The organism is Noviherbaspirillum saxi, from assembly GCF_003591035.1.
GTDB classification, from domain to species: domain Bacteria; phylum Pseudomonadota; class Gammaproteobacteria; order Burkholderiales; family Burkholderiaceae_D; genus Noviherbaspirillum; species Noviherbaspirillum saxi.
On the sequence record NZ_QYUO01000001.1, the window covers coordinates 2,416,583 to 2,437,670 of the forward strand.

Annotated in this window: 37 protein-coding genes; 11 read left to right on the top strand and 26 right to left on the bottom strand. The window is 53.0% G+C overall.

Features of this window, described 5'->3' with window-relative positions; genetic code table 11:
• Positions 1-126: 126 nt before the first annotated feature.
• From D3871_RS31645 to D3871_RS11315, 8 genes are all read right to left on the bottom strand, one after another.
• Positions 127-861, bottom strand: a complete 735-nt coding sequence (locus D3871_RS31645) for an HNH endonuclease (RefSeq protein WP_119768972.1) — start codon at positions 859-861, stop codon at positions 127-129.
• Between the two features lie 22 nt (positions 862-883).
• Positions 884-1,237 carry an HNH endonuclease gene (locus D3871_RS31330; protein ID WP_119768973.1) on the bottom strand — a complete coding sequence of 118 codons (354 nt, stop codon included), beginning with the start codon at positions 1,235-1,237 and terminating at the stop codon, positions 884-886.
• A 203-nt stretch (positions 1,238-1,440) separates the two neighbouring features.
• Positions 1,441-1,689, bottom strand: coding sequence for a hypothetical protein (locus D3871_RS11290; protein WP_119768974.1), 249 nt, complete (start codon positions 1,687-1,689; stop codon positions 1,441-1,443).
• A 303-nt stretch (positions 1,690-1,992) separates the two neighbouring features.
• On the bottom strand, positions 1,993-2,571 hold the full coding sequence (locus D3871_RS11295) for a hypothetical protein (RefSeq protein ID WP_119768975.1): 579 nt from the start codon (positions 2,569-2,571) through the stop codon (positions 1,993-1,995).
• Positions 2,572-2,650: 79 nt separating this feature from the next.
• A complete protein-coding gene (locus D3871_RS11300; protein ID WP_147376784.1) occupies positions 2,651-2,905 on the bottom strand; it encodes a hypothetical protein in 255 nt (84 codons plus the stop codon).
• A 39-nt stretch (positions 2,906-2,944) separates the two neighbouring features.
• On the bottom strand, positions 2,945-3,148 hold the full coding sequence (locus D3871_RS11305) for a hypothetical protein (protein ID WP_119768977.1): 204 nt from the start codon (positions 3,146-3,148) through the stop codon (positions 2,945-2,947).
• Positions 3,149-3,703, bottom strand: a complete 555-nt coding sequence (locus D3871_RS11310; RefSeq protein WP_233575580.1) for a YfbR-like 5'-deoxynucleotidase — start codon at positions 3,701-3,703, stop codon at positions 3,149-3,151.
• Positions 3,700-4,083 carry a VRR-NUC domain-containing protein gene (locus tag D3871_RS11315; protein WP_119768978.1) on the bottom strand — a complete coding sequence of 128 codons (384 nt, stop codon included), beginning with the start codon at positions 4,081-4,083 and terminating at the stop codon, positions 3,700-3,702. Before D3871_RS11315 ends, D3871_RS11310 begins: the two co-directional genes overlap by 4 nt.
• Between D3871_RS11315 and D3871_RS30195 the strand changes: the two genes are divergently transcribed.
• Entirely contained in the window at positions 4,082-4,264 is a 183-nt protein-coding gene (locus D3871_RS30195; RefSeq protein ID WP_158597912.1) for a hypothetical protein, read from the top strand. The genes D3871_RS11315 and D3871_RS30195 overlap by 2 nt on opposite strands.
• A gap of 229 nt (positions 4,265-4,493) precedes the next feature.
• On the opposite strand, the gene D3871_RS11325 is transcribed toward D3871_RS30195, so the two are convergent.
• The 15 genes from D3871_RS11325 to D3871_RS31650 form a co-directional block, all read right to left on the bottom strand.
• Positions 4,494-4,796 (bottom strand): hypothetical protein, encoded by a 303-nt coding sequence (locus D3871_RS11325; protein ID WP_119768980.1) that lies wholly within the window; start codon positions 4,794-4,796, stop codon positions 4,494-4,496.
• 38 nt (positions 4,797-4,834) lie between these two features.
• Positions 4,835-5,062: a hypothetical protein gene (locus tag D3871_RS11330; RefSeq protein WP_119768981.1), complete on the bottom strand. Its 228-nt coding sequence runs from the start codon at positions 5,060-5,062 to the stop codon at positions 4,835-4,837.
• 89 nt (positions 5,063-5,151) lie between these two features.
• The gene (locus D3871_RS11335) at positions 5,152-6,114 is read right to left on the bottom strand and encodes a hypothetical protein (protein WP_119768982.1); all 963 of its coding nucleotides are present in this window, start codon (positions 6,112-6,114) and stop codon (positions 5,152-5,154) included.
• Entirely contained in the window at positions 6,111-6,563 is a 453-nt protein-coding gene (locus D3871_RS11340) for a Ref family recombination enhancement nuclease (RefSeq protein ID WP_158597913.1), read from the bottom strand. Before D3871_RS11340 ends, D3871_RS11335 begins: the two co-directional genes overlap by 4 nt.
• Positions 6,560-7,642 carry a phosphoadenosine phosphosulfate reductase domain-containing protein gene (locus tag D3871_RS11345; protein WP_119768984.1) on the bottom strand — a complete coding sequence of 361 codons (1,083 nt, stop codon included), beginning with the start codon at positions 7,640-7,642 and terminating at the stop codon, positions 6,560-6,562. The genes D3871_RS11340 and D3871_RS11345 overlap by 4 nt, the downstream gene beginning before the upstream one ends.
• A gap of 31 nt (positions 7,643-7,673) precedes the next feature.
• Positions 7,674-10,196 (bottom strand): DNA methyltransferase, encoded by a 2,523-nt coding sequence (locus D3871_RS11350; RefSeq protein ID WP_119768985.1) that lies wholly within the window; start codon positions 10,194-10,196, stop codon positions 7,674-7,676.
• A gap of 222 nt (positions 10,197-10,418) precedes the next feature.
• Entirely contained in the window at positions 10,419-10,727 is a 309-nt protein-coding gene (locus D3871_RS11355) for a hypothetical protein (protein ID WP_119768986.1), read from the bottom strand.
• A 2-nt stretch (positions 10,728-10,729) separates the two neighbouring features.
• A complete protein-coding gene (locus tag D3871_RS11360; protein ID WP_119768987.1) occupies positions 10,730-11,779 on the bottom strand; it encodes a beta clamp domain-containing protein in 1,050 nt (349 codons plus the stop codon).
• Positions 11,780-11,797: 18 nt separating this feature from the next.
• Positions 11,798-12,139, bottom strand: coding sequence for a hypothetical protein (locus D3871_RS11365; RefSeq protein ID WP_119768988.1), 342 nt, complete (start codon positions 12,137-12,139; stop codon positions 11,798-11,800).
• Positions 12,136-12,417, bottom strand: coding sequence for a hypothetical protein (locus tag D3871_RS11370; protein ID WP_119768989.1), 282 nt, complete (start codon positions 12,415-12,417; stop codon positions 12,136-12,138). Before D3871_RS11370 ends, D3871_RS11365 begins: the two co-directional genes overlap by 4 nt.
• Positions 12,414-12,821: a hypothetical protein gene (locus D3871_RS11375; RefSeq protein ID WP_147376786.1), complete on the bottom strand. Its 408-nt coding sequence runs from the start codon at positions 12,819-12,821 to the stop codon at positions 12,414-12,416. The genes D3871_RS11370 and D3871_RS11375 overlap by 4 nt, the downstream gene beginning before the upstream one ends.
• Positions 12,822-12,829: 8 nt before the next feature.
• On the bottom strand, positions 12,830-13,276 hold the full coding sequence (locus D3871_RS11380; protein ID WP_119768991.1) for a hypothetical protein: 447 nt from the start codon (positions 13,274-13,276) through the stop codon (positions 12,830-12,832).
• The gene (locus D3871_RS30200; RefSeq protein WP_158597914.1) at positions 13,273-13,632 is read right to left on the bottom strand and encodes a hypothetical protein; all 360 of its coding nucleotides are present in this window, start codon (positions 13,630-13,632) and stop codon (positions 13,273-13,275) included. The genes D3871_RS11380 and D3871_RS30200 overlap by 4 nt, the downstream gene beginning before the upstream one ends.
• On the bottom strand, positions 13,629-14,183 hold the full coding sequence (locus D3871_RS11390) for a phage regulatory CII family protein (RefSeq protein WP_147376788.1): 555 nt from the start codon (positions 14,181-14,183) through the stop codon (positions 13,629-13,631). The genes D3871_RS30200 and D3871_RS11390 overlap by 4 nt, the downstream gene beginning before the upstream one ends.
• A 93-nt stretch (positions 14,184-14,276) precedes the next feature.
• The gene (locus tag D3871_RS31650; protein ID WP_119768994.1) at positions 14,277-14,540 is read right to left on the bottom strand and encodes a transcriptional regulator; all 264 of its coding nucleotides are present in this window, start codon (positions 14,538-14,540) and stop codon (positions 14,277-14,279) included.
• Positions 14,541-14,636: 96 nt separating this feature from the next.
• Between D3871_RS31650 and D3871_RS11400 the strand changes: the two genes are divergently transcribed.
• The 6 genes from D3871_RS11400 (at position 14,637) to D3871_RS11420 (ending at position 18,378) form a co-directional block, all read left to right on the top strand.
• Positions 14,637-15,344 carry a S24 family peptidase gene (locus D3871_RS11400; RefSeq protein ID WP_233575581.1) on the top strand — a complete coding sequence of 236 codons (708 nt, stop codon included), beginning with the start codon at positions 14,637-14,639 and terminating at the stop codon, positions 15,342-15,344.
• Between the two features lie 9 nt (positions 15,345-15,353).
• The gene (locus D3871_RS29755; RefSeq protein WP_147376789.1) at positions 15,354-15,581 is read left to right on the top strand and encodes a hypothetical protein; all 228 of its coding nucleotides are present in this window, start codon (positions 15,354-15,356) and stop codon (positions 15,579-15,581) included.
• An 85-nt stretch (positions 15,582-15,666) separates the two neighbouring features.
• Entirely contained in the window at positions 15,667-16,272 is a 606-nt protein-coding gene (locus D3871_RS11405; protein WP_147376790.1) for a hypothetical protein, read from the top strand.
• Positions 16,273-16,328: 56 nt separating this feature from the next.
• A complete protein-coding gene (locus D3871_RS11410) occupies positions 16,329-16,640 on the top strand; it encodes a hypothetical protein (RefSeq protein WP_119768997.1) in 312 nt (103 codons plus the stop codon).
• 53 nt (positions 16,641-16,693) lie between these two features.
• Complete coding sequence (locus tag D3871_RS11415; protein ID WP_119768998.1) at positions 16,694-17,518, top strand: hypothetical protein; 825 nt, start codon at positions 16,694-16,696, stop codon at positions 17,516-17,518.
• Positions 17,515-18,378 carry a hypothetical protein gene (locus D3871_RS11420; RefSeq protein WP_119768999.1) on the top strand — a complete coding sequence of 288 codons (864 nt, stop codon included), beginning with the start codon at positions 17,515-17,517 and terminating at the stop codon, positions 18,376-18,378. Before D3871_RS11415 ends, D3871_RS11420 begins: the two co-directional genes overlap by 4 nt.
• Before the next feature lie 256 nt (positions 18,379-18,634).
• Here the strand turns inward: D3871_RS11420 and D3871_RS11425 are convergent, their stop codons facing one another.
• From D3871_RS11425 to D3871_RS11435, 3 genes are all read right to left on the bottom strand, one after another.
• Positions 18,635-18,964 (bottom strand): BrnA antitoxin family protein, encoded by a 330-nt coding sequence (locus D3871_RS11425; protein ID WP_119769000.1) that lies wholly within the window; start codon positions 18,962-18,964, stop codon positions 18,635-18,637.
• Entirely contained in the window at positions 18,951-19,217 is a 267-nt protein-coding gene (locus D3871_RS11430; RefSeq protein ID WP_119770035.1) for a BrnT family toxin, read from the bottom strand. Before D3871_RS11430 ends, D3871_RS11425 begins: the two co-directional genes overlap by 14 nt.
• Positions 19,218-19,321: 104 nt before the next feature.
• Positions 19,322-19,579, bottom strand: a complete 258-nt coding sequence (locus D3871_RS11435) for a hypothetical protein (protein ID WP_119769001.1) — start codon at positions 19,577-19,579, stop codon at positions 19,322-19,324.
• Between the two features lie 234 nt (positions 19,580-19,813).
• Between D3871_RS11435 and D3871_RS11440 the strand changes: the two genes are divergently transcribed.
• The 4 genes from D3871_RS11440 to D3871_RS11455 all read left to right on the top strand — a co-directional run bounded on the left by D3871_RS11440 (position 19,814) and on the right by D3871_RS11455 (position 21,060).
• Entirely contained in the window at positions 19,814-20,026 is a 213-nt protein-coding gene (locus tag D3871_RS11440) for a hypothetical protein (protein WP_119769002.1), read from the top strand.
• 10 nt (positions 20,027-20,036) lie between these two features.
• A complete protein-coding gene (locus D3871_RS11445; RefSeq protein WP_119769003.1) occupies positions 20,037-20,342 on the top strand; it encodes a hypothetical protein in 306 nt (101 codons plus the stop codon).
• Positions 20,339-20,587: a hypothetical protein gene (locus D3871_RS11450; RefSeq protein WP_119769004.1), complete on the top strand. Its 249-nt coding sequence runs from the start codon at positions 20,339-20,341 to the stop codon at positions 20,585-20,587. The genes D3871_RS11445 and D3871_RS11450 overlap by 4 nt, the downstream gene beginning before the upstream one ends.
• 248 nt (positions 20,588-20,835) lie before the next feature.
• Positions 20,836-21,060 carry a hypothetical protein gene (locus D3871_RS11455; RefSeq protein WP_119769005.1) on the top strand — a complete coding sequence of 75 codons (225 nt, stop codon included), beginning with the start codon at positions 20,836-20,838 and terminating at the stop codon, positions 21,058-21,060.
• Positions 21,061-21,088 lie beyond the last annotated feature (28 nt).

Here is a 21,088-nt window from a genome sequence, read left to right on the forward strand (position 1 = left end):
GTTGCAGCCAAGCACCACCCCAGCGGGAGGCCCGCCGGCCAAACTTTAAATTTTATTTTTCGCGGGTACGTTTTTTCGACGGAGCGGGCAGTGTTATAGGAAATCGCTCCAGATATTTGCCTCCCCTTACCCCCATGATGCCGCCCCCATGGCTAATGCGCTTTCAAACCGGTCGCGTTTCGCCAGATTGCATTGACGACAGATGCAACGGGTATTGCGGTACGAATGCTCACCACCTTTTGATACAGGGCGAATGTGATCTAGCTCTGCGGAGTTGGGCTTGAACGGAATTGATATTGTCTTTACACCGCATTCTTGGCAGACCCAATAATCACGGTCAAAAACCTTTTTCCTATCAACTGCTTCGACGAATGCCGCCTTTATCCGCTCACGTCTTACCCTAACCCATCGGTAGCCATCTTTCTCCTCACAGTCGGCGCAATGACTTGGAGCCGAAAAGAAGCCATACAAAGGGCAAAAGGAGTTCGCGCACGCACGGCATTGCACGACCAACGGTTTCGCCTTGTATTCCTGCTCTCGCTTCGCCCGACGCCCAGCTATCAACGCACGTAACGCACAAGTTTCTCCGCAATATTTCTTCTTGTGTTCAGAAAGGAACTTGCTTGAGCAATGCGCGCAAGCGAATTCTCTCAATCCCTTGCGAACGGGAGCCCGACGCTCACTGCTGGCCTTATCCTTACACTTGTCACTGCAGTGACGCCTCGGTCGTCCTCGGCCAATTGGCTGATGGATAAACGAACCACATGCGCAATAGGATGCCCTGCTGCTATACTCAGCTTCAGTCACTGTGATACCTCGGATATTGCAGATGAATAGAAGCCGGTGAGTGTTTGCACACACTCACCGGCTTTGTTGTTTTGAACTACTTGATGCGCTCCCGCGCCGTCTTTATTTTGTGGCAGTCGCCACAGATCGACTGCAAGTTGCTATCGTCGTCAGTGCCGCCTCGAGCCCTATTCAAGACGTGGTCAACTTCAGTTGCCATTGATACGCGGCCGGCTCTCAGACATTCTTGGCACAACCCCCGATCACGCTGCAGAATGCGTTCTCGCTTCTTCTTCCACGCCCATCCATACCCGCGCTCTTCGGCCGACTTGCCCCGATTACTGCGGCGCCATCCAGAAGCTTGGTCTTTATGCCGCTCGCAATGGCCAGGGGCGTCGATCAGCGCACCGCAGCCGGGCTGCCTGCAGATGCTTCTAGGTCTACGCGCCATATATAGTGTGTCGCCGCCCACGCCGGTGAACGACCGCAATGCGCTGCGGGAGGAGTCCCAGCCTTCGATATGTCAACGACTGCGGCCGTTACCAAGCCCGCCACTAGTGCCGCACCGGCGGGCTTGCCTACTTCAAATAAAAAGCCCGCGAACCGAATGGAGCGCGGGCATGAAACCAACCTGATGGCTGGCAGAGACATTCTTTAATCAGGTGCCTCGGTGAACGTGACGTAATATTTCTTCCCCGGCTTGAAGAAGGTGGCCGCTGGTGTGCCCTCGGTGATGCCCATCTCACAGCTGCCCCAAGGGGTATACTTTGTGAAGTCCGCGTTCTCACTCTGGTCGTTCGAATAGACTGCACCGAGGGCTACCTTATTGACTCCACGGCCGTTTTGATCAGCGCCAAACAAGGTATTGCAGATCATCTTGGCACGTACGGATGTAATAGACATGGTGCGACTCCTATATAAGAAATGCCTTTTGGCTGATATAGAGGGTTTGTCTTACAGTCTTGCGCCCCGAACAGAAAATGCCATCTGGCTTAGGCGGCATCCAACTAGATAGGTCCAGAAGGGCCGGAATTTTGGGAGGATAACTGCCTGACCGGATGACGCTTATCTTGAATGCATTTCGAACTTCCAAAGGCAAAAGGCCCCGCAAACTTTTGCTTGCGAGGCCTAGCGACAATAATCCTGTGTATCAGAATCGTCACTTTACCGCACAGGTTTGTGCGGCGTCAAATAATCACGAACACGTTACGCCGCCGAGTATCCGCACATGCTCCCAAGGTACTCATCGATCTTTGTCCTAGCTGTTTTGTCATGATCGATCAAGACAGTTTCTATCTTGGTCTTCATGTCATATGCTGTGCGCCTGGCCACCTTAAGTCGGTCGGCAGCCTGTCCGATAGATAGGCGCTCCGCAGCCTTTTTTGGCTCGAAGTAATTCCGGATTATGGCGTGACGCATCTGACGAAGAGTAATGCCAGTCAATGCGGGAAGTGCAACCACGTCATCGAGAAAGAGTATCGCTTTCCGGTACTCTTCAAGTATGAATGTCCCGCTGCAGCAGCTGTTTCCGCACTTGCATGCTGTGAAGCGCTCAGAATACCGACAGACGATGCAGGCCTGCTGGATCGGAGTTAGTCGACGCACATTCGCGAGGATTAGACCAGCCTGCGCAGCACCATCCAACGAAACTAATCCACGACCATTGCCAACGACGCCAGACTTCATCAACTTAGCCGTCGGCGATATTGCGTATTGCTCGGTTGCGAACCTGAAGGCAAAGATTAACGCCTCATTATGGCTCTTGAAAAGTACGTCGTCGGTCATTGTGTCCACCCTGTATGAAGCCCGCCTGAAAACATGGCCTATTTTATTGCTGCTTCACATGCATATTGAGGCGCGGGCGTCACGCATAGAATGTGGCGAGATCTTCCCTGACCTGCCGTGCGTCCGCATTCTGATCGTAGACGCCGACCAGCAAGTTTGCATGGAGAGTGGTCTTTCGCTCAAACGCATCGGAACTCTTCTTGGTACCGGTTACCTGTCCGGCAAGCATAAAGATGGCGACTGTGCAGCCATACCCATCAATGATCTCCATCGCCCGCTCGACTGCATCACGTAGGGGAACTACCGGTTGCTTAAACTCGCCTTTACGTGCCATCTGCTGTATCGCCTCTATGCCGACATCCATCGTGTTTAATCATGCCGCATTTTTGCGAGCGGCATTGATTTCGGCAATCAGTCGGTCGCGCGTACTGTATCCGCTTCGGTCGCCGTAATCGTTGCTAACTGAGTGGCCAACGCCGCCCTTGGTGCGCACGGTGATGTTTCCGTAATCGCTTACGGTGACTTCCGCAATCTGCTCGGCGGCCACATGGCAACCATGGCTCAGTTGGATCATCATTCAATTTGCTCCCGACAAGCCGAGCAATTCAACGTATCGATTGATAAACATTTGGTATGCAGCTTCATGGTCCACCGGTTGGATTCTGGCATCCATTGGATGAACGCCGTCCAGGCAGTGCCAGCTCGCGCCATCATCCGGCATCAAATCCCGGCGCTCAGTAGCAAGCATGACCATGTCGACATGCTTTACAGCGTCTGGCAATGGATTGCTTACATGGAAGCGGGCAAATACCGCATCCTCCACACGCTTCTCGATCGCCTTGAAATCCGGAAGTAGCTTCTTCAGCGGGCGGGACACGTCACCGGTGAATGCCTCCGCAGCGTCGTGCATCAGCGCGTCGTAGGCATGCTCAGGCGGCACTATATAGCTGGCCAGAACGCAATGCTGTGCAACGGAGTAAAACTCGCTGGTATGCCCGACGAAGCGGCACTGTTTTGACAGGCTGCGCGCAATGTCATAGATACTAAATTCGTTCCGATGCGGGTCTTCGAAGCTGAAGTAGTGTCCGGACTGGGTTTGAATGTCCATTTTTGCGCTCGATTGTTGTGTCATTTTTCCTGCCTCAAATAGTCCTGGACGGTGCGGACCGCCGCTTCAGAATCGGTACAGATCACAACCAACCAGCCTGCATCAACCAGCAACGTGATGTAGTCATCCTGCTTTTCACTAGTTGTTTCCCCCGGTCGCTTGAACTCGATCGCCAAGCCAACGAACGGACCGCTCGGGAACGGAAGCATGATGTCCGGCACGCCGGCGCGCAGACCCTCCGCAAGCATCCATGCCGCCTCCGCTCGCGTCCGCTTGCCCGCGTTGGGCACGGCAAACAACAGCCTGAGACGCCAGTCCGTTTTTTCGGCCAGCCGCACCCAATAGATGAACGTCGCCTGAATCTCGTGCTCTTTTGGTGGCGGCATGCAGTCGTGACGCTTCATGGTTCAATCACTTGAAGAGCCGCTTGAACTGTCCGAAGAGCTGGACGAACTGTCACTTGAGGAACTCGAGGAACTCGAATCGCACGAAGATCTCGAACGCCAATCGGCCGAAGCACCGCCACCATCGAACGTCCCGCCGCGTGCCGGGATCGGTTCTTCCTCTCGGCAGGTTGGCACGTAAATCGGCTGTTGCGTCGTCGATTGCATAAACATCACGGCGGCGGTCGAATCCTCATCCACCGGGCGCCGGGCTGGACGGGGCGCGGATACCGGCGATGTCTGAAGCCTACTTACGTGCGTGGCCGGCGGCGACAATGGCGCGCGCGGTACGGCCGCCGGTACAGGATCTGCCTTCGCCCGAAGTCCCACTTTGTGGCCGCGTGTAGCGAACAGACGTTTCAAGGCGCCAATCACGAACGGCTCGCCTGTACCTGACCAGTCGGCAACGGGATGCCGGCCATCTTGCGCAGCTCGTTCAGCTGGAGCCCTGTCATGTCGTGCATGCGGACCAACAGCGATGCACCGATCGGCAGACGTCGATGACGGATCTTGCTGATCACTGGCGGTGCGATCTCGAGCGCGCGAGACAACGCAGCGTCGTTTTTCAAATTCAGCTTCTCGATCAGATCATCCAACAGGTTGTTGGGGTCGTAGGTCGGGATGCTCAGGTGGTCTTCGGTCAATGGCTTTACGGTGGCAATGCTTTTTTGCATTTTTATGCTCCCTGGTTGTGCAGCGATGCTGCGGTTTCCTACTTGAAAATGTCCTTCATCACTTCATCGAATGCGCTACGCAACGGTCCATTGCTGGATGTTTTCCCGATGTTCGCAAACGCTTCAGCCGCCTGTATCTGGCGCAACTGTCCGACGAAGTGCAGGAGCTTTTGGGCATTGCGCGCATCTACCTCGCTCGGACGGTTGAAGCCGTTCAGTACGTCGTCGCAACGTGCTTCGATGTCCTTGAGCTGTTGAGCGTCCATGTCCCTGTTCCTCTAAGTTTTTGCCCCTTGCCAATTATGCGGCCGGTCCGGAATGGTTTTGAGGTGCCTCGTGATCACTGAGCAACGGTCTATGCGGGAACCCTTATCGCCTTTGCCGCCTGAAGCGCAGCTTTCCTGTTCGCCTCCGAGACCGCCGGCTTCTCGTCCGCCACAGACGGCCGAATGACAATTGCTGGAGCTGGCTTGGGCGCCGGAGGCTTACCGCCGTTGTCAATCGCAGCCTGGATGCGCCCCTTGAACTGCTGCATCGACTCGCCCGGGTTCGCGATCAAGCCAAACTCGGTGCCCTTGGCGGCGATAGTGGCGTCTGTCGCCCACCAGGCACCGTCCGATTTTTTCGGCGTACTTGCACCTTCTGCCTGCAGTTCCTTCGCCTGCTTTGCCCAGCTCTCGATGACCTTGACGATGTAGCCAACATTGACCTGCTCTCCCCGCTTCGCCCGCTTAGCCTCTTCGCACGCGGCCTTGACGGTATCGATACTGACCATCTGGTCCGCCAGAGCAATGAGCCTTGGGTCTGCCGGTTGGGACTTAATTCCGGCTGTTCGAAGAGCGATCGAGATTTCCACCGGCGTAGCGCCCGCGCCTATCTCTCTTATATTCTTCTCTTCTCTTTCTCTAGCTCCGCAATTCGGCGGATTCTGTCCGTCTTCTGTCTGCCCGTTGTCCGCATCCGATGCGGACGGATTGCGCGAATTTGCCTTCCGTTGTGCGTCCATGCAGCGACGTTTTGCGGACGAACCGTTGTGCTCAGTGAATCTGGGGATAACAACACCCTGCGTATCATCTTTGACCCATTCGATTTCGCACAGAGCTGCTGCAAAGCCGGGGATTCCAGTCTTGCGATCGATCTGACGCATTGTCAGACCCGGCATGCAGCCGTCCTCAGTGTGCTGATCGGCCGTCGACCAGAGCCAGTACAGTCCACCGATAATCTGTGCCTCGCCGCAGTCGGTAAGGTCGCACAGTTTCGAAATGCGCGGATCATCCCAGAGATTGCCGCGCATCTTGATCCAATCGCCAGCCATCATTTCCCCTTGCCATCTAATAACTTGCGTTGCTCTACCAAATAGGAATGCAACTCGTACTCGGTACCGTATTCCGCTTCAAACCGCTTCTTCCATGGGTGGCGACTTATCTTCTCGCTTCCCGTCGGTGCTCCCTGGTGATGCCCGGGGTCGCATAACCCGATCGTCCACATGTGCCCTTTGCGCTGACCGCCTTCAACGATGTGATGCACTGCGCATGGGGACTTGACCTTCTTCTGCAGCCAGCAGACCACACAGCCGAACGATGCGACAAAGGACATCCACTCTCGTTCTTCGAGCGTGGGCGGCACCTTTCGGGACCGCAGGCGCTTTGTCCCAGACTTCAGCGCCAGCTTGTGTTCCTGCTTGCGATCCGATGCGAAGCCGGCCGCTTTCAAGGACTTGGCTCCCCTGTTCATCGGGGTCTTGCGTTTGAGTGGTGAGCGCTTCATTCGCAAAGTCCATATGCAGAAGCACATTCGGTAGGCGCGAACAGGCTGGGACGAGTATCAATGAACTTCCCGCCTCGCTCTGTTCTTGCCCATTGGATCACTGCATAGATGCCATGCTCCTTCGCCTCATGGGTCTTGATGCCTGGTGCCGGAATAAACGTAGCAGCTTGGCGCTTGCTCCCGCGCGAAACACGCTGTTCCCATTCGTGGATGCGAGCGACGTGAAGAGGAAACCGCTTTCCAATTTCGTTTAGCTCGGCCTTCGAGGCGTTGATGCACGGCATGCAGCCGACCCGTCCCATCCCCTGCAAATAAAGCGGATTGGGCTTCACCTCCGCCATTTCTGCATGCCGGAAGACATCCTGCACGGTCCACTCGACGATCGGTCGGTAGATGTAGAGCCCGCCACCGACACTTTCAAACTTCTTCGCATTCTTGCGGACATCGGACTCATCTCGCCGGATTCCTTGCCATGAAACCACTGTATGGCCCTGATCCATCAAAGAAAGCTGGTGTTCGACCGCCGGATTGCGCTTCAAGAACTCAGTACAGAATTGCGCTTTTCGGCTGGGGAATCTTCCCTTCCAAAGACACAGGTCCAGATAAGGATTACCGGTAGGATGCAGCACCTCCAATGCCCGGCGCTTCGCCTTATTGGTCCACCGGACCTTTCGACCACCACCGATTTTCTTAGTTTTTTGAACCAGCTCATCAATCGTCATATCGCCGCGTTTCAACGTGCGGGTCACGATGTTTCCGCGGCCGTCTCGTTTCCACACCGGGTTGGCCAGGTCATCGAAAACCGATTCAGTATCGTAGACACGGCGGTGGCGGACGTCCCGCGCGATGAACATGCGCTTTGCTGCAATTTCGGCATCAAAATTGGCTTTGAGATGAATAATCTGAATGCCAAGTCGCTCCTCGAGGTATGCAAGGTACTCATAGACCGCCTCGTGCTCATTGCCGGTATCGCAGAAAATGGGCACTGTCCGGTGCTTTCCGAAGCGTTCGAGCGCGATCAGGAGCGTTGACAGGCTGTCTTTACCGCCGGAGACTGAAACAACATGGAGAACCGACATTAGTCCGACTCCCTTCTTACTGACATCGGGTTCATGCAGTCTCCAAATCTTCAAAGGTGAACAATGTAGGCATTGTCACCGCTTGCTCAGCCGATTTGAGGTAGTGCACCTGGTCGAGGAAATACTGCGGGTTCAGCTCAGAGCCGCCGCCGGTGCGTCCGGCTTTGATTGCCATGTAAGGCACCGTGCCAAGGCCGCAGAATGGGTCGTAGACGAATTCGCCCGGGTTCGAGTACCGCTCGATCAATCGGGCAACCAAATCCTGCTGTAGCGGGCATACGTGCTGCTCGACGTTGCGCTTGGCCTGCTGACCATTGAGCGTGAGCATGCGGTTTATGTCATGCCAAACGCCGTCATCAGCGCTGCCAGGCGCCAAAGACATGAAGGTCGACGGCAATGCGCCGCGCGCGTCCAGTTCTTCGCCGATCCGGACGTGGAATTCGTAGTCGTAAATGTTCTGCAGCGAATACTCGGTAAAGATCTTGGCCAGCTTGTCAGGACCATAGCCGGCCATCTCCTCTGCTGTCAGAAGACGGTTGCCGCTCGAGCGCCAGAATGCATGGGCGTCGACCTGCCAGCGCGCGCGGGTGTATTCCGCCTTGTCCTTCTTTACCGGAGCGTCGGCGTAGCCACGGGTTCGATCGGTCTGAGGCTTGCGGAAAAGGAGGACGTACTCAGGCGAGCCGACGCCCATCTTCGTGCCATCCTTGCACTGCTCAGACCAGCCAAGGCGGTATGTCTGGTTGTTTTCGCGGACGACGTCGGTCACCACGGTAATCATGCCCATGTAGTCGAAGCCGTGCTTCTTTGCATGGAAGATCGCTTCGGCGTGGAACGGGCTGACGGTCGGCGCACCGGCGCCGGTGACGTTGCCGAATAGGATACGGTCCTTGACGTGGCAGCAATACATTCGGCCGGGCTTCAGTATCCGAAGCAGTTCCGGCGTCAGGAAATCCATCTGATTCCAGAAGTGATCGTTGTTCTCGGTATGGCCGAAGTCGTTATAGCTTGGCGTGTACTCGTAGTGGTTCGCAAATGGAATTGACGTGACGATCAGGTCGACATGGTTTTCCGGCTGGAGCCGAGCCTCAAGCACGCAGTCGTTGTTTGCCACGGTGAACTTTTCACCCTTTACCGCCATGCGTTCGACGCCAATTGTGCGGGACAAGACATCAGACATACTGAGATGGCTCAGTCCGTGCTTTTTGATGATTTCGGTCATATTGGCAACCATATGGTTGTGCTGATGCCATTTCTCCTGCAATGCACGCAGGATTTCGCGCTCAGCCTCTGAATAGATGATGTGAATCTCGCAGCGGTCGGTCTGCAAGAACCGGTGAATGCGGTGAATCGCCTGGATGAAGTCATTGAATTTGTATCCAATGCCCAAGAAGATCGCCTTGTGGCAGTGCCGCTGGAAGTTGCAACCGGATCCGGCAATAACCGGTTTCGCAGACAGGTACTGGAACTTCCCGTCGCTGAAGTCGACGATGCACTGCTCCCGCTGGTCAAGGTCCTGCGACCCGTAGACGCTTACTGCCGCCGGCAAGGCCTGCTCAATCGCATGCCGCTCTGCCTCGAGGTCATGCCAAATGATGTAATTGCTTTCCGGGTCGGCGCCGATGATTTCCTGCATCATCGCAATGCGCCGGGGCAAGCTGTCGCGCTTCTCGGCGCTAGCTGCCTGCAAACCAATGGCTGCATCTTTCATCAGATACTGACGGCCGTCACGGTCGGCGCCGGCGGTGGCATGGTCAGTGTCGACCTCGTGATAGATGACGTCCAGTGGCGGCAGGTCATAGCCCTCATCGGAGAAGCCAAGGTCTGACGGACGCTGCAGGAAGATGGCCCATGAGTTCAGCCACAGCCAGAATTCCTGTTCCTTGTGCGGGTACAGGGTCAGATTGTTCGCCTGAGTGCTGTCACGCTTGAAAAAGCGAGTCAGCGCCTGGCCAGTGTCCATGATTCCCAAGAAGCCGGCGTAATGGATTAGCTCTTTGTAGCGGTTCGGGCTCGGCGTGGCCGTGGCAACGAACTTGTATTTCACCTTGCCGAAAAGTGGCAGGAACTCCTGATAGGTCTTGCTGCCGAAGCTGCGCAGGATGCTTGCCTCATCCAGACTAACCACGGTGAACAGGTTTGGGTCCAGCTTCCCGTCACGGATGGATTCGTAATTGGTCAAGTAGAAGCCGCTGTCGCCCTCTCCCATCTCCTCCGGCGTCCGGATGAATTTGAAGTCGATGCTCAGCTTGGCGCCGTCGCGCTTGAACTCCTGACGCACGCCGAGAGGGATGACGACCAGCGCCAAGCCACCGGCATGCTTCTTGATCAGGCGGACGATTTCGCACTGCTGAACGGTCTTGCCAAGCCCGAAGCTTTCGAAAAGCGCTCGGTTACCGCCCTTCACCGCCCATTTGACGCACGCGCGCTGGTGCGGCAGCAACATGGGATGGATTTCACTGTCATCGATGTCGAACCCGCTGAACGATGCGAGCCGGATCTTTTGTTGGAGGAACTGCAGGTATGGATCTGTCTCTGCTATTGATGTTGTCATTTTCTGGCTTCTCCGGCCGGGTTGCGCTTCGTCGATTTCGGGGTGCTGATGCCGCGCCTGGTGCAGGTCAGGCAATACTCGGCTTCAGCCGTTTTAAACTGCCCGAAGCTGCGCCGGCGGGCGCATCCATAACAACGGCGGGATGAATGATTGAGGTAGAGCTGCTTTTGCGTGGAAGCCTTATAGGCTTCCGTCGCAGATGGATTTACTACGCCTCGCACCTCAAGCCTCGCTCTGTGCGGTCTTCAGCTGCTCGAGCTCGCATTCCAGTTCGTTGACCGTGTCTTTGAGGGCATCACGTTCCGTTTCCAGCGTGGACATGTCGTCTTCCATCTCGTTGACCTCCTTTTCTAGCTCTGAGACGCGGCCCTCAAGACGGTCGATTTCGGCTTCCTTTTCCTCGACCTCGTCTTTGCGCCCGTCCATGCGCTCAATAAGCGCCCTCTCACGAGTGGTTGCGTTCGGGTCGAGCTCGATGATATTGATCAGTTCGGCGAGCGTCGTATTGAAGTTAATGTAGGTATTGGACATGATTAGATAGCCACCGGCATAGCAATGATTACTCGGCCGGCATTGGTCAGCCGGATCGGGGTGCTGTTCATGTCCGCGGTATCAAACTCGATCTTCAACTTATCCGTTTCGACCGACTTCAGGAACGATGAAAATTCGTCAGGAAAAGCGCCAAAGGCGAGCGGCGCGCCACTGTAGTCAAAAGGTGCGCTTGCCTCGTTTTCAGTGCTGATCAGTTTGACGATGTTGGAATCGCCGGAGTGAATCTCCACGCGACTGCGGATTTTTCCAGAGTCGGAAAATGAACCAACAAAATTGATTGCCTCGAGCAGGCTTTTGCGCGAAATCTCGCCTTGGCTCGGAAATGCGCGAGTAATGAACTTGTCAATCTTGACCGGCTTGTAGGGAGCCGTTTTGAACAGTGCGATGGCGTTGTCGCTGCGCAGTTCGATCTGCTCTTCCCGAACAACCATGGATACAAATGAACCAACCATGTGGCGGGCAGTCTCGTTTGGAATGCACACACCAAACGCAGTGGCGATATGGGGCACGGATTCAAAACCTATCTTCTTTGTATCCGTGGCGAAGATCTCCAGCTGCGCGCCTGTGGAATTCAGTTGCAAGCAGTTCAACTGTGGCATCGATGGATTCATGCCGCAAAACTGCACCGCAAATGCGATCTTGTCTTCAACCAGCTTCCATTCGATTTCGGTAAGGACCTGGTCAACCTTCTTCATCATCGGGAAGGTGTCAGCTTCGAGCGTATTGAGGCGCGTCTTCTTGTCGCCGCATTCAAGCACCGCTTTCTTACCTTTGACGGTCAGGCTGACATCAGCGTCGCATACAGAGGCAAATTTCTTCAGCGCGGCTGCATCGATGCAGACTGCGAACTTCTCGCCGGTGGCGTCAATCCAGTGCTCGATTTGGGAATCGATATGCGACGCGGTGAACGTGATGCGTTTTCCTGTCGACTCCACTTTTACGTGGGTCAGGATCGGCAACGGGCTTTTAGTTCTGGCAAACGGAGTAACCGCGTCAACGGCTCCCCGAAAGTCGGATTTCGACAGAATCATGATGCGTTCCTCTCTGGTTTATTCGACGCTGATGTCGAGGCTGTTTTGTAGTGGCGGCTTAAAGACCGGGTGGATGTCCACACCGGAAAACTTGCAAGGTCTGACGGTTCCGCGGCGCCGCAAGCGGCCGGCCGTGATCAACTGATTGACGGCACGCGAAACGGTATTGGCTTCAATGCGCTTGTCTTCTGGTATGTCGCGCTGAAACATACCGCGGTAGACGACCTTGATTTCGCCCAGCGACATGTCGCCATCGGAGGCAGCGACGATAGCTTCGATGCGGTCGTTTTGTGTCTTCAACTTGTCGCAGGGAATCGCATGCCATGCGGCGATGCTGGTATCTCGAACGGCGGTCTTCATACTGGCTCCATTTCCGGCTTCCTAATGGGCGTCACCTCGAATAGCTGCATGATCCGTAGCTCGCCATCGAACTGCGCTGGTGGGTTCTTTTTACGCAGGTTCTTCTGAGCAGCGGAGTATGTTTTGCCGTCAATACACAAGACTGCGTATGCGTACTCAATTCCGTCGAGTTCAAACGACGGTTCATACACTTCGATAACTTCGCATTCGGTCCCGTTGAGCTCACACTCAACGTTTTGCACGATTGCGATTTCCCCCACCTTGAATTGCCCGCTCATGATTTCACCTCCTCAAGCGCCCATTCTTTGAATTCAGCTAGCAGCGCCATCGAGTACTGAATGCCCTGCTTTGGCGTTTCACCCCATAGAACAGCTTCGCTCTTGAACCTCTTAACATGGGCATACACATATCGAACGTCACCGTTGACATCTCGATATGCATGGCCCACTTCGATCTTCAGTCCGCCCGCTGGCCGAGCCTGTCGCTTGAAAGCAAAATCGACCAGCGCCTGCATGTCTTCGCGCATGGCGTACAACTTGCGAGGCACCAGGTCCGCCACTTCTGCATAGGCCCTGGGCTTTCCAGCCAACTCATACATGCGCTGGAACGCTCTTCCTTCGAATTGACAGTTGATGGCCTGGCACCTGCGCCCGCAATGGTCGATCAGTTGTTGGTCCGTCATGCGCATCGCTAGATCAGATCAATGAATCCAAGCGGGCCACCTGTTCGATATGCGTATGCCAACTTCTCGGATACAGCTAATGACTCGATCTTGATGCCACGCCATTCAACACGCTGGAAATAGCACTCACGTCCGTTGATTGGGTCGCACCATTTCTTGCCATCCCACGCCGCCATGTTGATCATTTCGACCGACCGCAGTGGCATGCGTACCTCGTACGGGCCAACATGGACCGGCATAATTTCGGCTGGAAACCAGTCTGTCTTTGCGAGAATTTCTCCGAATGGGGACGCATTTCCCTGCGGGTCGGGATCAGCATCTGGCGTGACTATGCCGATTTCCATGCCGCGCTGCGCTTTACCAGTAGAAGACTCCAAACGATGGCCGGCGAAAGCGAGAGTTCCAATGACCGCAACCAGGATCAAAACGATGAAACCGTATTCAACAGCGCTCATGCAAAGCTCCCACATCCGTAATGCAGAAAGAACTCGATCCCATCCTTGCAGGCTTTGCCAATGAATCTCGGTGCCTGGCTGGCCGGAATACGTGTGATGACCTGAGGTTCGTGATCGACGGTTTCGTCGGGACTGTCGTTCCAGTGGTACACCTGGAAGCCGACACGGCTGTGAGCATTCAGGAATCCATCTTCCGCTGCATGAGTCATAGCACGCTCGACCGTTGTCCGATGACAGTCTGCGACCTTCGCCACATAGGCAACGATTTCGCGGCGTTTGAGCCCAGGCTGACGCATCAAAAGGTCACGAAGTACCGCGTTGGCGCGATTAAGTGGAGATAAGGGGCGGCTGCTCATTTTTCTGCCATCCCTTCCAGGCGCATGAGCATTTCGTTCAGCGACTGTTGCGTGCGATAGATGGCTTGGCGGACCTGTGCGATTTCCTTATGGTCTACGCGGCCGTCAGCTAATGCATTGTGCACAGCAGTGCCTACATCACCGTTTGACTGCCATACCTTCGTGACGAGCTCAAGAATGGCGAGATCCGATGCATGCGTATCGCGATCCACTTTGAAGCAGACATGTCCGTGATTTTCAGCCAAGGCATGGAGGATCCTGTAATCCGCAGTCAGACCCATGACGCGATCGGCATCCTTGAGCAAAGGCTTGTTGTGTTCCTTATTCGGATCCGCCTTATTCAGGAGGATCGCCTGACTCATGTCCAGTCGACCTGCGAGTTCGGCTGTACCGCCCTTGTAGTCGTGAACCGTGTGGTAAAACGCGTCTTGTACATTCATCTTGCCATCCCTGAAATCTGATGATTCTTTTATTAATTTCTTTGCGTACACTTCGTTACACACAATCAACAAGCCACTGAACGGCTGACAGGGAGTAGCGATGAACCGCAAATACCTTGCTGCAACTGCGTTTGATAAATCTCAAAAGACCAAAATCGGGCAAAAAAATAACGGCATGCCTAGGCGTACCGTTAAAGGCTTGACTTATTGTCTTTTGTCTGTAGCCATTGGGGTCTGAGGACCAGGTGACGCCCGAAGGACAGACCAGTCCACATCAGGTCGTAGGTCTTCACATTTGACCTGTCCAGCGGTGACGCGCTCGATCGTTGGGCAATGCTCCGCCGGTATTTTTCTACCCTCGTCCTTCCATTGGGAGATCGCGCCTTTCGTAAGATCTAAGGCACTAGCCAACGCTGTTGCTGACCCCACGATTTCAATGGCTTTTTGTAGCGCTTCTGACTCAGTCATATGCCTAAATTGGTTGCCTCGGTTCAATCAAAGTATAGAACTCTACACCGCAGCAAGTCAAGCACTCTAAACCTTGATATGTTTAGAGTGCTAAACATGTCAACGCTTGCCCAACGGATACAAGAGCTAATCGATGCTGGCCATACCCAGATCGAACTCGCGCGCGCCGCTGGTGTTACCAAAGGTGCAACTAATCAATGGCTAAATGGGGGAATTAAGTCCATCAAGCTGGAGTACGCCCAAGGACTTGAGGCTCTTACCGGCTTTTCGGCTGAATGGCTAGTAACTGGTAGAGGCGAGAAGAGAAAGCAGCAAGCATCTCTTCCTCCGTCAGTACCAGGAGCACGTCCGGTGATAGCCATATCGGATGAAGAGGAATATCCCGGCTTAGTCCGCATTCGCAAGGTGAAACTTCATCTGTCTGCTGGGATTTCTGGCTTTTCCACGGAGCTTGAGGAGGTAGACGACAACCCGATTAGCTTCCGAATAAATTGGCTCCAGAGCCGCGGATACGCAGAAGAAAAGCTTATTGCGATCCGAGTAAAAGGCGAAAGTATGGAGCCGGGTCTCTACGATGGTGATACCGTCGTCGTGAATACCGCTGACACAAAGCCAAAGGATGGAGAAGTGTATGCGGTCAACTACGAGGGCGAAGCTGTGATCAAGCGTATGGTTCGTGAAATAGGCTTTTGGTGGCTCGTTTCTGATAATCATGATCAGCGCAGGTTTCCCCGTAAACAGTGCATGGGCGACATGTGCATCATTATCGGCAAAGTCGTTCATAAGCAAAGCGAGCGGATTTGAGAGCTGCAAATGGATTCAGAAATACTATTTTCTGCCGTAGCCGCAATTCGCAACCACTTTCTTATTCAGCCTGAAGAAAGGCGCGATCTCCACTCAATTCATGAAATGTGGAACCGCTGGCCGAATCCTTCAATTCCCGTTCAAGTCACATGTGCAGCCATTGCGATCCTTGAGGCTGATGGCGTAATTGTCCGCGATAGAAGTTCTTCCCAAGATTTTTTCCGTCTTGCCCCATAAATATGGGATACCCCATATTTATGGGTGTACCGAACAGCCTTTTTACGGTGTAATTGCGTATTGGAAACTTTCTTTAAAGGCAAACATGAACCGACTTTCAACCTTTGTAGTTGCTATGTTGATCACCACCTTATCAGCATCGGTTGCTCATGCGAGCCTGAAGGATGCAATGAAGGTGTTTAAATCGGGTAATTGGACTGTTCTAAGACATACGGATCCAATGAAGGACACCGTCAACTGCACAGGAATTCACAAAGAAAACTACGGAATTCAGCTGACTGAAGATAGTTTGTATGTATCAATACGGGGCGGGATTCAAAGCGTCACCTTGCGCTTCGATGACAATCCGGCTCGGAGCATGCGATTAGCGGACGACATTGAAAAGAAAATCAATTCGGTCATTATTTCCGGAACTGACTTTACGGAACTAGTTAGCTCAAATCGACTCCGTGTGCAGGTTTCAACTCTGGTTCGAGGAATAGCCAACGAGGATCTGGACTTGACCGGTATTCAAAGCACCTTGGAGAACATCAAAGCCAAATGTCCGGCACAGAAGGAAGAAGTTAAGCCGGCTGCCGTGCCTTTGGCTCCAGTTTCATCCGCCGCCCTCACTTCGTGCTCAACTGAGCTCAAAGCGAGAATGAAGGCTCAAGGCATTAAGGATAAGCAGATCGAAGCCATCTGCAAGTAATAGCCTATTCCCCGTCAAGCGGATAATCAAACGGCCTTCAAACTGAAAAAGGGAGAATGATGTTGTGGTTCACGGTTGAGCTATCCGATGAAGCAATCCAGTGCAATGAGCACGTACGGCTTCAGGAGAATTTTGAACGAGCGTGGGGTTTGTCCGGAGCACCCGAAGAAGCTGCTATGTATAGCGGCCTGGGTGACGGCAATACCAACAAGCTCTATTTTTCACCAGGCACTGAAAGCTTTTTTAGACATGTGCTGGATGCTTGCGGCGCCAAACCTTGCGACCCGCCTACGGTTGATGAAGCCGGGCTGCTTGTCGGGCATGATTCTGCCCGTTTCGCCCTAGCCACCTCAACAGCCAATAGCTGAGTCAATAAATAGACAGCCAATGCGACCTTGGAAGTTACGGCAATAAATAAGAAATGATCGAAATCCTTACTTCAGATGCTTATCGCGGATTCTCTGCAAGCATTCAAGACAACCCCCAAGCGGAGACAGGCGCCCAACCAATTTTTGTTGGTCGGCTAGCATGGCCGGAACAAGAAGACGTCGTAGACGCTGTCATTAAGCTTTATGGTGCAACCACCTGTGGGATAGCAAACGAAGTCATTGGCTATGTTGTGAACGCATTAGTAGGCGTAAACCAACCAAGGCGTGGCGCAGTACTGCTCCTGCCGAGAGAAGTACTGCCTCCATTTGATTTTGATCTTACGCCTTACGTTGATCAAGCCACAGGAACAGCCGTATGCTGGGTCACTTCGTTTGAGCAGAACACGAAACCATTTCGGTATATTCGCAAACTTTCTTCTTTTACCGATCAAAGGCTTCAAGCATTTTACAAAAGCGTCTTCTGTCAGTTATTGACAGGGGTTGATCATGCAACCGGAAACAACGATCGTCATGAAGGGAATTTTTTGTACATTGATGATTTACATTACTTAGCTATTGATCAAGGGAATATAGGTGGAGGACAATTTTGGCACCAGCTTTGGCCTGACAACAATGCAAGAAATGAACTCCTACAACTTGTTCAAAAACACTTAAATGCCTCGCAAATTGCAGTCTGGCACACTCAGGCTTTGACTAATTATCAAAAAATATATACAGCTTGGAACAACATTAGCGAGCACTTGTCAGATTTGCTAGTCGGCTTGCTTACTAAAGAGCAAATTGATACGATCATCAGCTATATGAACGAACGAGTTCATGGTAATAGCTATCAACTTGCATGTGGTCACCTAATATGAACGTGCTCGACCTTCTGCATCGTGCGAAGCCATCTTCAGAGCCTGTTTATGCGGGTGAATGGGCTACCCTTTCCTTTCGCCCTGACTTGGGTAGTCAGCAGCAGTTTATTGTAGGCGTTGCGGCAGCGATTAAGAACGATACTAGTATCTATATAAAGTGGCTTCCTTCACTTCAAAGACTTAGTTCAATTTACGGAGATGCGATCTCTACCACATCCGTACGTGAACTTTTTGATGGAGCGTCAACTGCCCTACGAACCAATTTCAAGAATGGTTTCTCATCAATCGATACTGGATCTCCCAACATCAAGATAACTCCTTGTGGGTACATTGCGACACACGATGTGGAGAAGGAGCTTTTAACACTCCTGAAAAGACATGCAGGGGTAGTTTGGGCTGAAACGTCACAACGAGGCGATCCAACCGATGATGAATGGGCCTATTCTCTTATGCGCCGCTCCCTGGATATAGCGAAGTCAAGTGTCTTTGTCCCAAATAGAACGCTTGTACTTGGAGCTAAATCATTTAGCATTGGCTTAGATAACGGCAAGAGTTACGGAAATATTGTTTCTGCTTGCTACGCTAACGCCAATACCGTCGAAAGGCACATTAATATGTCTCTTATCCAAGTGCTAGGTGCACATAAGACGGCAAAAAGGGAGGATCCTGCTGCATTGTTTGTTGTTTTGCCGACGCCCAATACATCTGTGGCAAAAATGCTAATGAAGAAAACTCAGGAGCTTTTAGCTGCAATTGAGGATGTTGGGGTCGAGTCTTATTCAAACCACCGGCCAGATTTGCTAGCGACGGAACTAGAAAGATGGTCGGGAGATTTTTCTTCTCAGATGTCGGCCAAGTAATCCGGCACCGCAAGTTAGGCACTAAGTCAATACAATTTCCCTCTCTTTGTGGAGGATTTTTCATTTCCAGCATTGGCAATTGAAAGATTGATAATTATCAAATGCAAACAATGCAAAAATAATAACATTCTTTCATTCTAGCTTTTCCGAGTGAGCACTGCCTCAGAAGAATAAGCAGTTTGTACCGGGGCCGGCGGTATGCAAACATTCCGGCACCAGATTCTCAGCCCTCCCCCTGCGGAGGGTTTTTCATTTATCAGGCCCGATTCTTGGTGGGACTCTCAACCGGATAGTGATCGTCGTTCGCATGCTCTCCGAGCCACTGCTTCAGCGCGTCATTCATCCTAGTTTGCCAACCCTCCCCGCCCGCTTTGAATGCTTCGATTACGTCTGCGTCGAAGCGGACGGTAATCTGTTCCTTTGTGCCGCTTCCAGCAGGCCGGCCGCGACCGCGTACCATAGGCTTCATACGCTTGAAGTCTTCGTCGGTCAGTTCGTGCGTATCCGGATCAGCCGCGATCCCCGCATTGATAGCGGCATCCTCTTCTGGCGTGGGGATAATGGTCCCCGGTTTAAGCTTCGGCATATCGTTTTACCTCTCTCGAATTGGCCTTGCGCAGGCTGATGATTCGGCGGACTTCGCCACGGTCTACAAACACTACACAGTACAGGCGGTCACCGATGTATGCCAAACCGATGATGCGCACTTCACCGTAGTTCTGGCGCTCATCAACGGTCGCATACAACGTATCCCATTCGATCGACTCTGCCAGTTCCAACGAAACACCATGCTTGGCTTCGTTGATTTTGTTCTTCGCTGGGTCGAATGTAATGTCCATGTATTTATTGTAGTTACGTTTATTGAAGAACACAAGAAATATTTGTAACTACGCTTATTCATCAGATAGGAGCACCGAAACGTCCGGAGTCGGTTTCTTCCTCTTTAAATTTTCTCTGTTGCGCGCTTTGCCATCATTGCCTGGAATAGACCGTCTACATTACTGCCGTTCCTCACATCTTCAAGCTTTCGCTGAAAGATCATTCCACCCACAGCAATGAGCGGATACAGCTCGTTCTCAGTGAGCCTGCCGGATATGCGCGCCAAGTGCTCTGCATAGAACTTCAGGAGCTCATCCCAGTTTTCTACGGCCGGAAGCGCGTCCTCAACAGTCATCATTTTCAATAGCTGGTCTTGTTTCATTTTTCTACTCATGAAGATTAGGTAGGCGCGATTATTGTCATTTTTACATCGCCCTGCAATCCCATATAGATGGGAAAACGATATGCAGCTTCATAAGCATGTTCATATCTAGTAGGCCAAATTGATGAAATGAAGTCCTCGTAATGTAGGTATAGATTACTTGACCTTATTAAGTTTAGTGTTCTATACTACTTCCATACCGCAACACATTCCACAAAGCATTAGGGGCAGGTGATGGAAGCATTATTCAAAAAAGTAGCGCAGCACGGACGCATGTACACATTCGAACGCTCCAAGGATGGAAAGGCAATCGACCTCGTCCGCGGTTTCGGCGCGACCGAGGCGGCTGCACTCGAATACGCCAAGGCGGACTTCTACGACAACCATGGTCAGCCGCTCTACCGTATTCCGACCGCGGCGTTGAGCCCTGTTCAAAGTGCCGCGTGAAGGCCGGCATATGAACAAGCCTTGGACAAAGCGTGAGCACGCAAATGGAATAGCGATTGTCGCCGGTGACCTTAATAGCGCCAACGTGATCGCACGTGAAGTGCGCGCGGAGCATGCCGATTTAATCGCCGCCGCTCCTGACCTGCTAGCCGAACTGCTGGCAGCCGAAAAAATCATTCTGGCGATGCTCAACGTCATGACCCTCGAGCAAAAAGCGCAGGTGCATGCCAAGCTGGATAAAGACGGTGTTGCGAACGAAGGCATGACACGGTATCACGAGCGTCGTAAAGCGCTCGCGAAGGCGGGAGCCGTATGAGCGCAGCGTTCCATGTCACCGACGAAGACATCGAGCAGTTGCGCCAAGAAGAGGCAGATGAGCTGCTGCGAGAGGCGGAATCCAAATACTACCGCCTTCTCCGTCGCGTCTTTATCAGCCAAGCGAATGGTGACTTCGAACTCGGTAACAAGCTGCAGGACATCATGCGGGACGTCGAGGAGCCACTCACGGAAGCTGAGTTCGATGCGTGCATGGAGCGCGCAGCCAAGCAAATCACCCTTTAGCAAAACAGGCCGGCTGGGGTGCACGATAAATCCCCCCATTCATTCCGCGATGGCGCAGTTATTAAAGCGGAACGCATACCGAATTCTTTTGGATATGACGTACAGGGACAGGTCATGAACAGATTTGAACTGATCATAAACAGGCCGGAAGGCGTGATCTACATTACCGCTATTGGCAACGTGGGTGCGCATATGGATGCAGCCTATGAGACATACGGCGTGTGTGGCATCACAGTACGGTGGCCGCAATGATCGCACGCCAGGACTACAAGCTTAGCGATCTCATCGCCCTTGCCATGCAGCCGATCACAGGCTGGGTTCGCGTGCGCCATTTGAAGCGCCAGCTCGCGCAAAGCATTCTTGACATCGCCCTAGCTAAAAAGACCATTGAGAACGAACGTGGTGTCATCAGTGAGCGCCAGAAGCAGCAAGCGACGATTCAGGCGGAGCTCCGGGATTATGGGGTGCACTGATCATGGGATTCATTCGCCTTTTCCGTCA

Bases quoted from the DNA above. Each gene is read 5' to 3' on its own strand.
- D3871_RS11410 (WP_119768997.1), top strand. From the start codon at position 16,329: ATGATGTTGTGGTTCACGGTTGAGCTATCCGATGAAGCAATCCAGTGC.
- D3871_RS11440 (WP_119769002.1), top strand. From the start codon at position 19,814: ATGGAAGCATTATTCAAAAAAGTAGCGCAGCACGGACGCATGTACACA.
- D3871_RS11295 (WP_119768975.1), bottom strand. From the start codon at position 2,571: ATGACCGACGACGTACTTTTCAAGAGCCATAATGAGGCGTTAATCTTT.
- D3871_RS11335 (WP_119768982.1), bottom strand. From the start codon at position 6,114: ATGATGGCTGGCGATTGGATCAAGATGCGCGGCAATCTCTGGGATGAT.
- D3871_RS11360 (WP_119768987.1), bottom strand. From the start codon at position 11,779: ATGATTCTGTCGAAATCCGACTTTCGGGGAGCCGTTGACGCGGTTACT.
- D3871_RS11340 (WP_158597913.1), bottom strand. From the start codon at position 6,563: ATGAAGCGCTCACCACTCAAACGCAAGACCCCGATGAACAGGGGAGCC.
- D3871_RS11380 (WP_119768991.1), bottom strand. From the start codon at position 13,276: ATGAGCGCTGTTGAATACGGTTTCATCGTTTTGATCCTGGTTGCGGTC.
- D3871_RS11375 (WP_147376786.1), bottom strand. From the start codon at position 12,821: ATGACGGACCAACAACTGATCGACCATTGCGGGCGCAGGTGCCAGGCC.
- D3871_RS11435 (WP_119769001.1), bottom strand. From the start codon at position 19,579: ATGAAACAAGACCAGCTATTGAAAATGATGACTGTTGAGGACGCGCTT.
- D3871_RS30200 (WP_158597914.1), bottom strand. From the start codon at position 13,632: ATGAGCAGCCGCCCCTTATCTCCACTTAATCGCGCCAACGCGGTACTT.
- D3871_RS11455 (WP_119769005.1), top strand. From the start codon at position 20,836: ATGATCGCACGCCAGGACTACAAGCTTAGCGATCTCATCGCCCTTGCC.
- D3871_RS11405 (WP_147376790.1), top strand. From the start codon at position 15,667: ATGAACCGACTTTCAACCTTTGTAGTTGCTATGTTGATCACCACCTTA.
- D3871_RS31330 (WP_119768973.1), bottom strand. From the start codon at position 1,237: ATGGCGCGTAGACCTAGAAGCATCTGCAGGCAGCCCGGCTGCGGTGCG.
- D3871_RS11345 (WP_119768984.1), bottom strand. From the start codon at position 7,642: ATGTCGGTTCTCCATGTTGTTTCAGTCTCCGGCGGTAAAGACAGCCTG.
- D3871_RS11370 (WP_119768989.1), bottom strand. From the start codon at position 12,417: ATGAGCGGGCAATTCAAGGTGGGGGAAATCGCAATCGTGCAAAACGTT.
- D3871_RS11350 (WP_119768985.1), bottom strand. From the start codon at position 10,196: ATGACAACATCAATAGCAGAGACAGATCCATACCTGCAGTTCCTCCAA.
- D3871_RS11450 (WP_119769004.1), top strand. From the start codon at position 20,339: ATGAGCGCAGCGTTCCATGTCACCGACGAAGACATCGAGCAGTTGCGC.
- D3871_RS11330 (WP_119768981.1), bottom strand. From the start codon at position 5,062: ATGGACGCTCAACAGCTCAAGGACATCGAAGCACGTTGCGACGACGTA.
- D3871_RS11355 (WP_119768986.1), bottom strand. From the start codon at position 10,727: ATGTCCAATACCTACATTAACTTCAATACGACGCTCGCCGAACTGATC.
- D3871_RS11290 (WP_119768974.1), bottom strand. From the start codon at position 1,689: ATGTCTATTACATCCGTACGTGCCAAGATGATCTGCAATACCTTGTTT.
- D3871_RS11430 (WP_119770035.1), bottom strand. From the start codon at position 19,217: ATGGACATTACATTCGACCCAGCGAAGAACAAAATCAACGAAGCCAAG.
- D3871_RS11425 (WP_119769000.1), bottom strand. From the start codon at position 18,964: ATGCCGAAGCTTAAACCGGGGACCATTATCCCCACGCCAGAAGAGGAT.
- D3871_RS11420 (WP_119768999.1), top strand. From the start codon at position 17,515: ATGAACGTGCTCGACCTTCTGCATCGTGCGAAGCCATCTTCAGAGCCT.
- D3871_RS29755 (WP_147376789.1), top strand. From the start codon at position 15,354: ATGGATTCAGAAATACTATTTTCTGCCGTAGCCGCAATTCGCAACCAC.
- D3871_RS11305 (WP_119768977.1), bottom strand. From the start codon at position 3,148: ATGATGATCCAACTGAGCCATGGTTGCCATGTGGCCGCCGAGCAGATT.
- D3871_RS11325 (WP_119768980.1), bottom strand. From the start codon at position 4,796: ATGCAAAAAAGCATTGCCACCGTAAAGCCATTGACCGAAGACCACCTG.
- D3871_RS11400 (WP_233575581.1), top strand. From the start codon at position 14,637: ATGTCAACGCTTGCCCAACGGATACAAGAGCTAATCGATGCTGGCCAT.
- D3871_RS11300 (WP_147376784.1), bottom strand. From the start codon at position 2,905: ATGGCACGTAAAGGCGAGTTTAAGCAACCGGTAGTTCCCCTACGTGAT.
- D3871_RS11415 (WP_119768998.1), top strand. From the start codon at position 16,694: ATGATCGAAATCCTTACTTCAGATGCTTATCGCGGATTCTCTGCAAGC.
- D3871_RS11310 (WP_233575580.1), bottom strand. From the start codon at position 3,703: ATGACACAACAATCGAGCGCAAAAATGGACATTCAAACCCAGTCCGGA.
- D3871_RS30195 (WP_158597912.1), top strand. From the start codon at position 4,082: ATGGTTCAATCACTTGAAGAGCCGCTTGAACTGTCCGAAGAGCTGGAC.
- D3871_RS11445 (WP_119769003.1), top strand. From the start codon at position 20,037: ATGAACAAGCCTTGGACAAAGCGTGAGCACGCAAATGGAATAGCGATT.
- D3871_RS11315 (WP_119768978.1), bottom strand. From the start codon at position 4,083: ATGAAGCGTCACGACTGCATGCCGCCACCAAAAGAGCACGAGATTCAG.
- D3871_RS11365 (WP_119768988.1), bottom strand. From the start codon at position 12,139: ATGAAGACCGCCGTTCGAGATACCAGCATCGCCGCATGGCATGCGATT.
- D3871_RS31650 (WP_119768994.1), bottom strand. From the start codon at position 14,540: ATGACTGAGTCAGAAGCGCTACAAAAAGCCATTGAAATCGTGGGGTCA.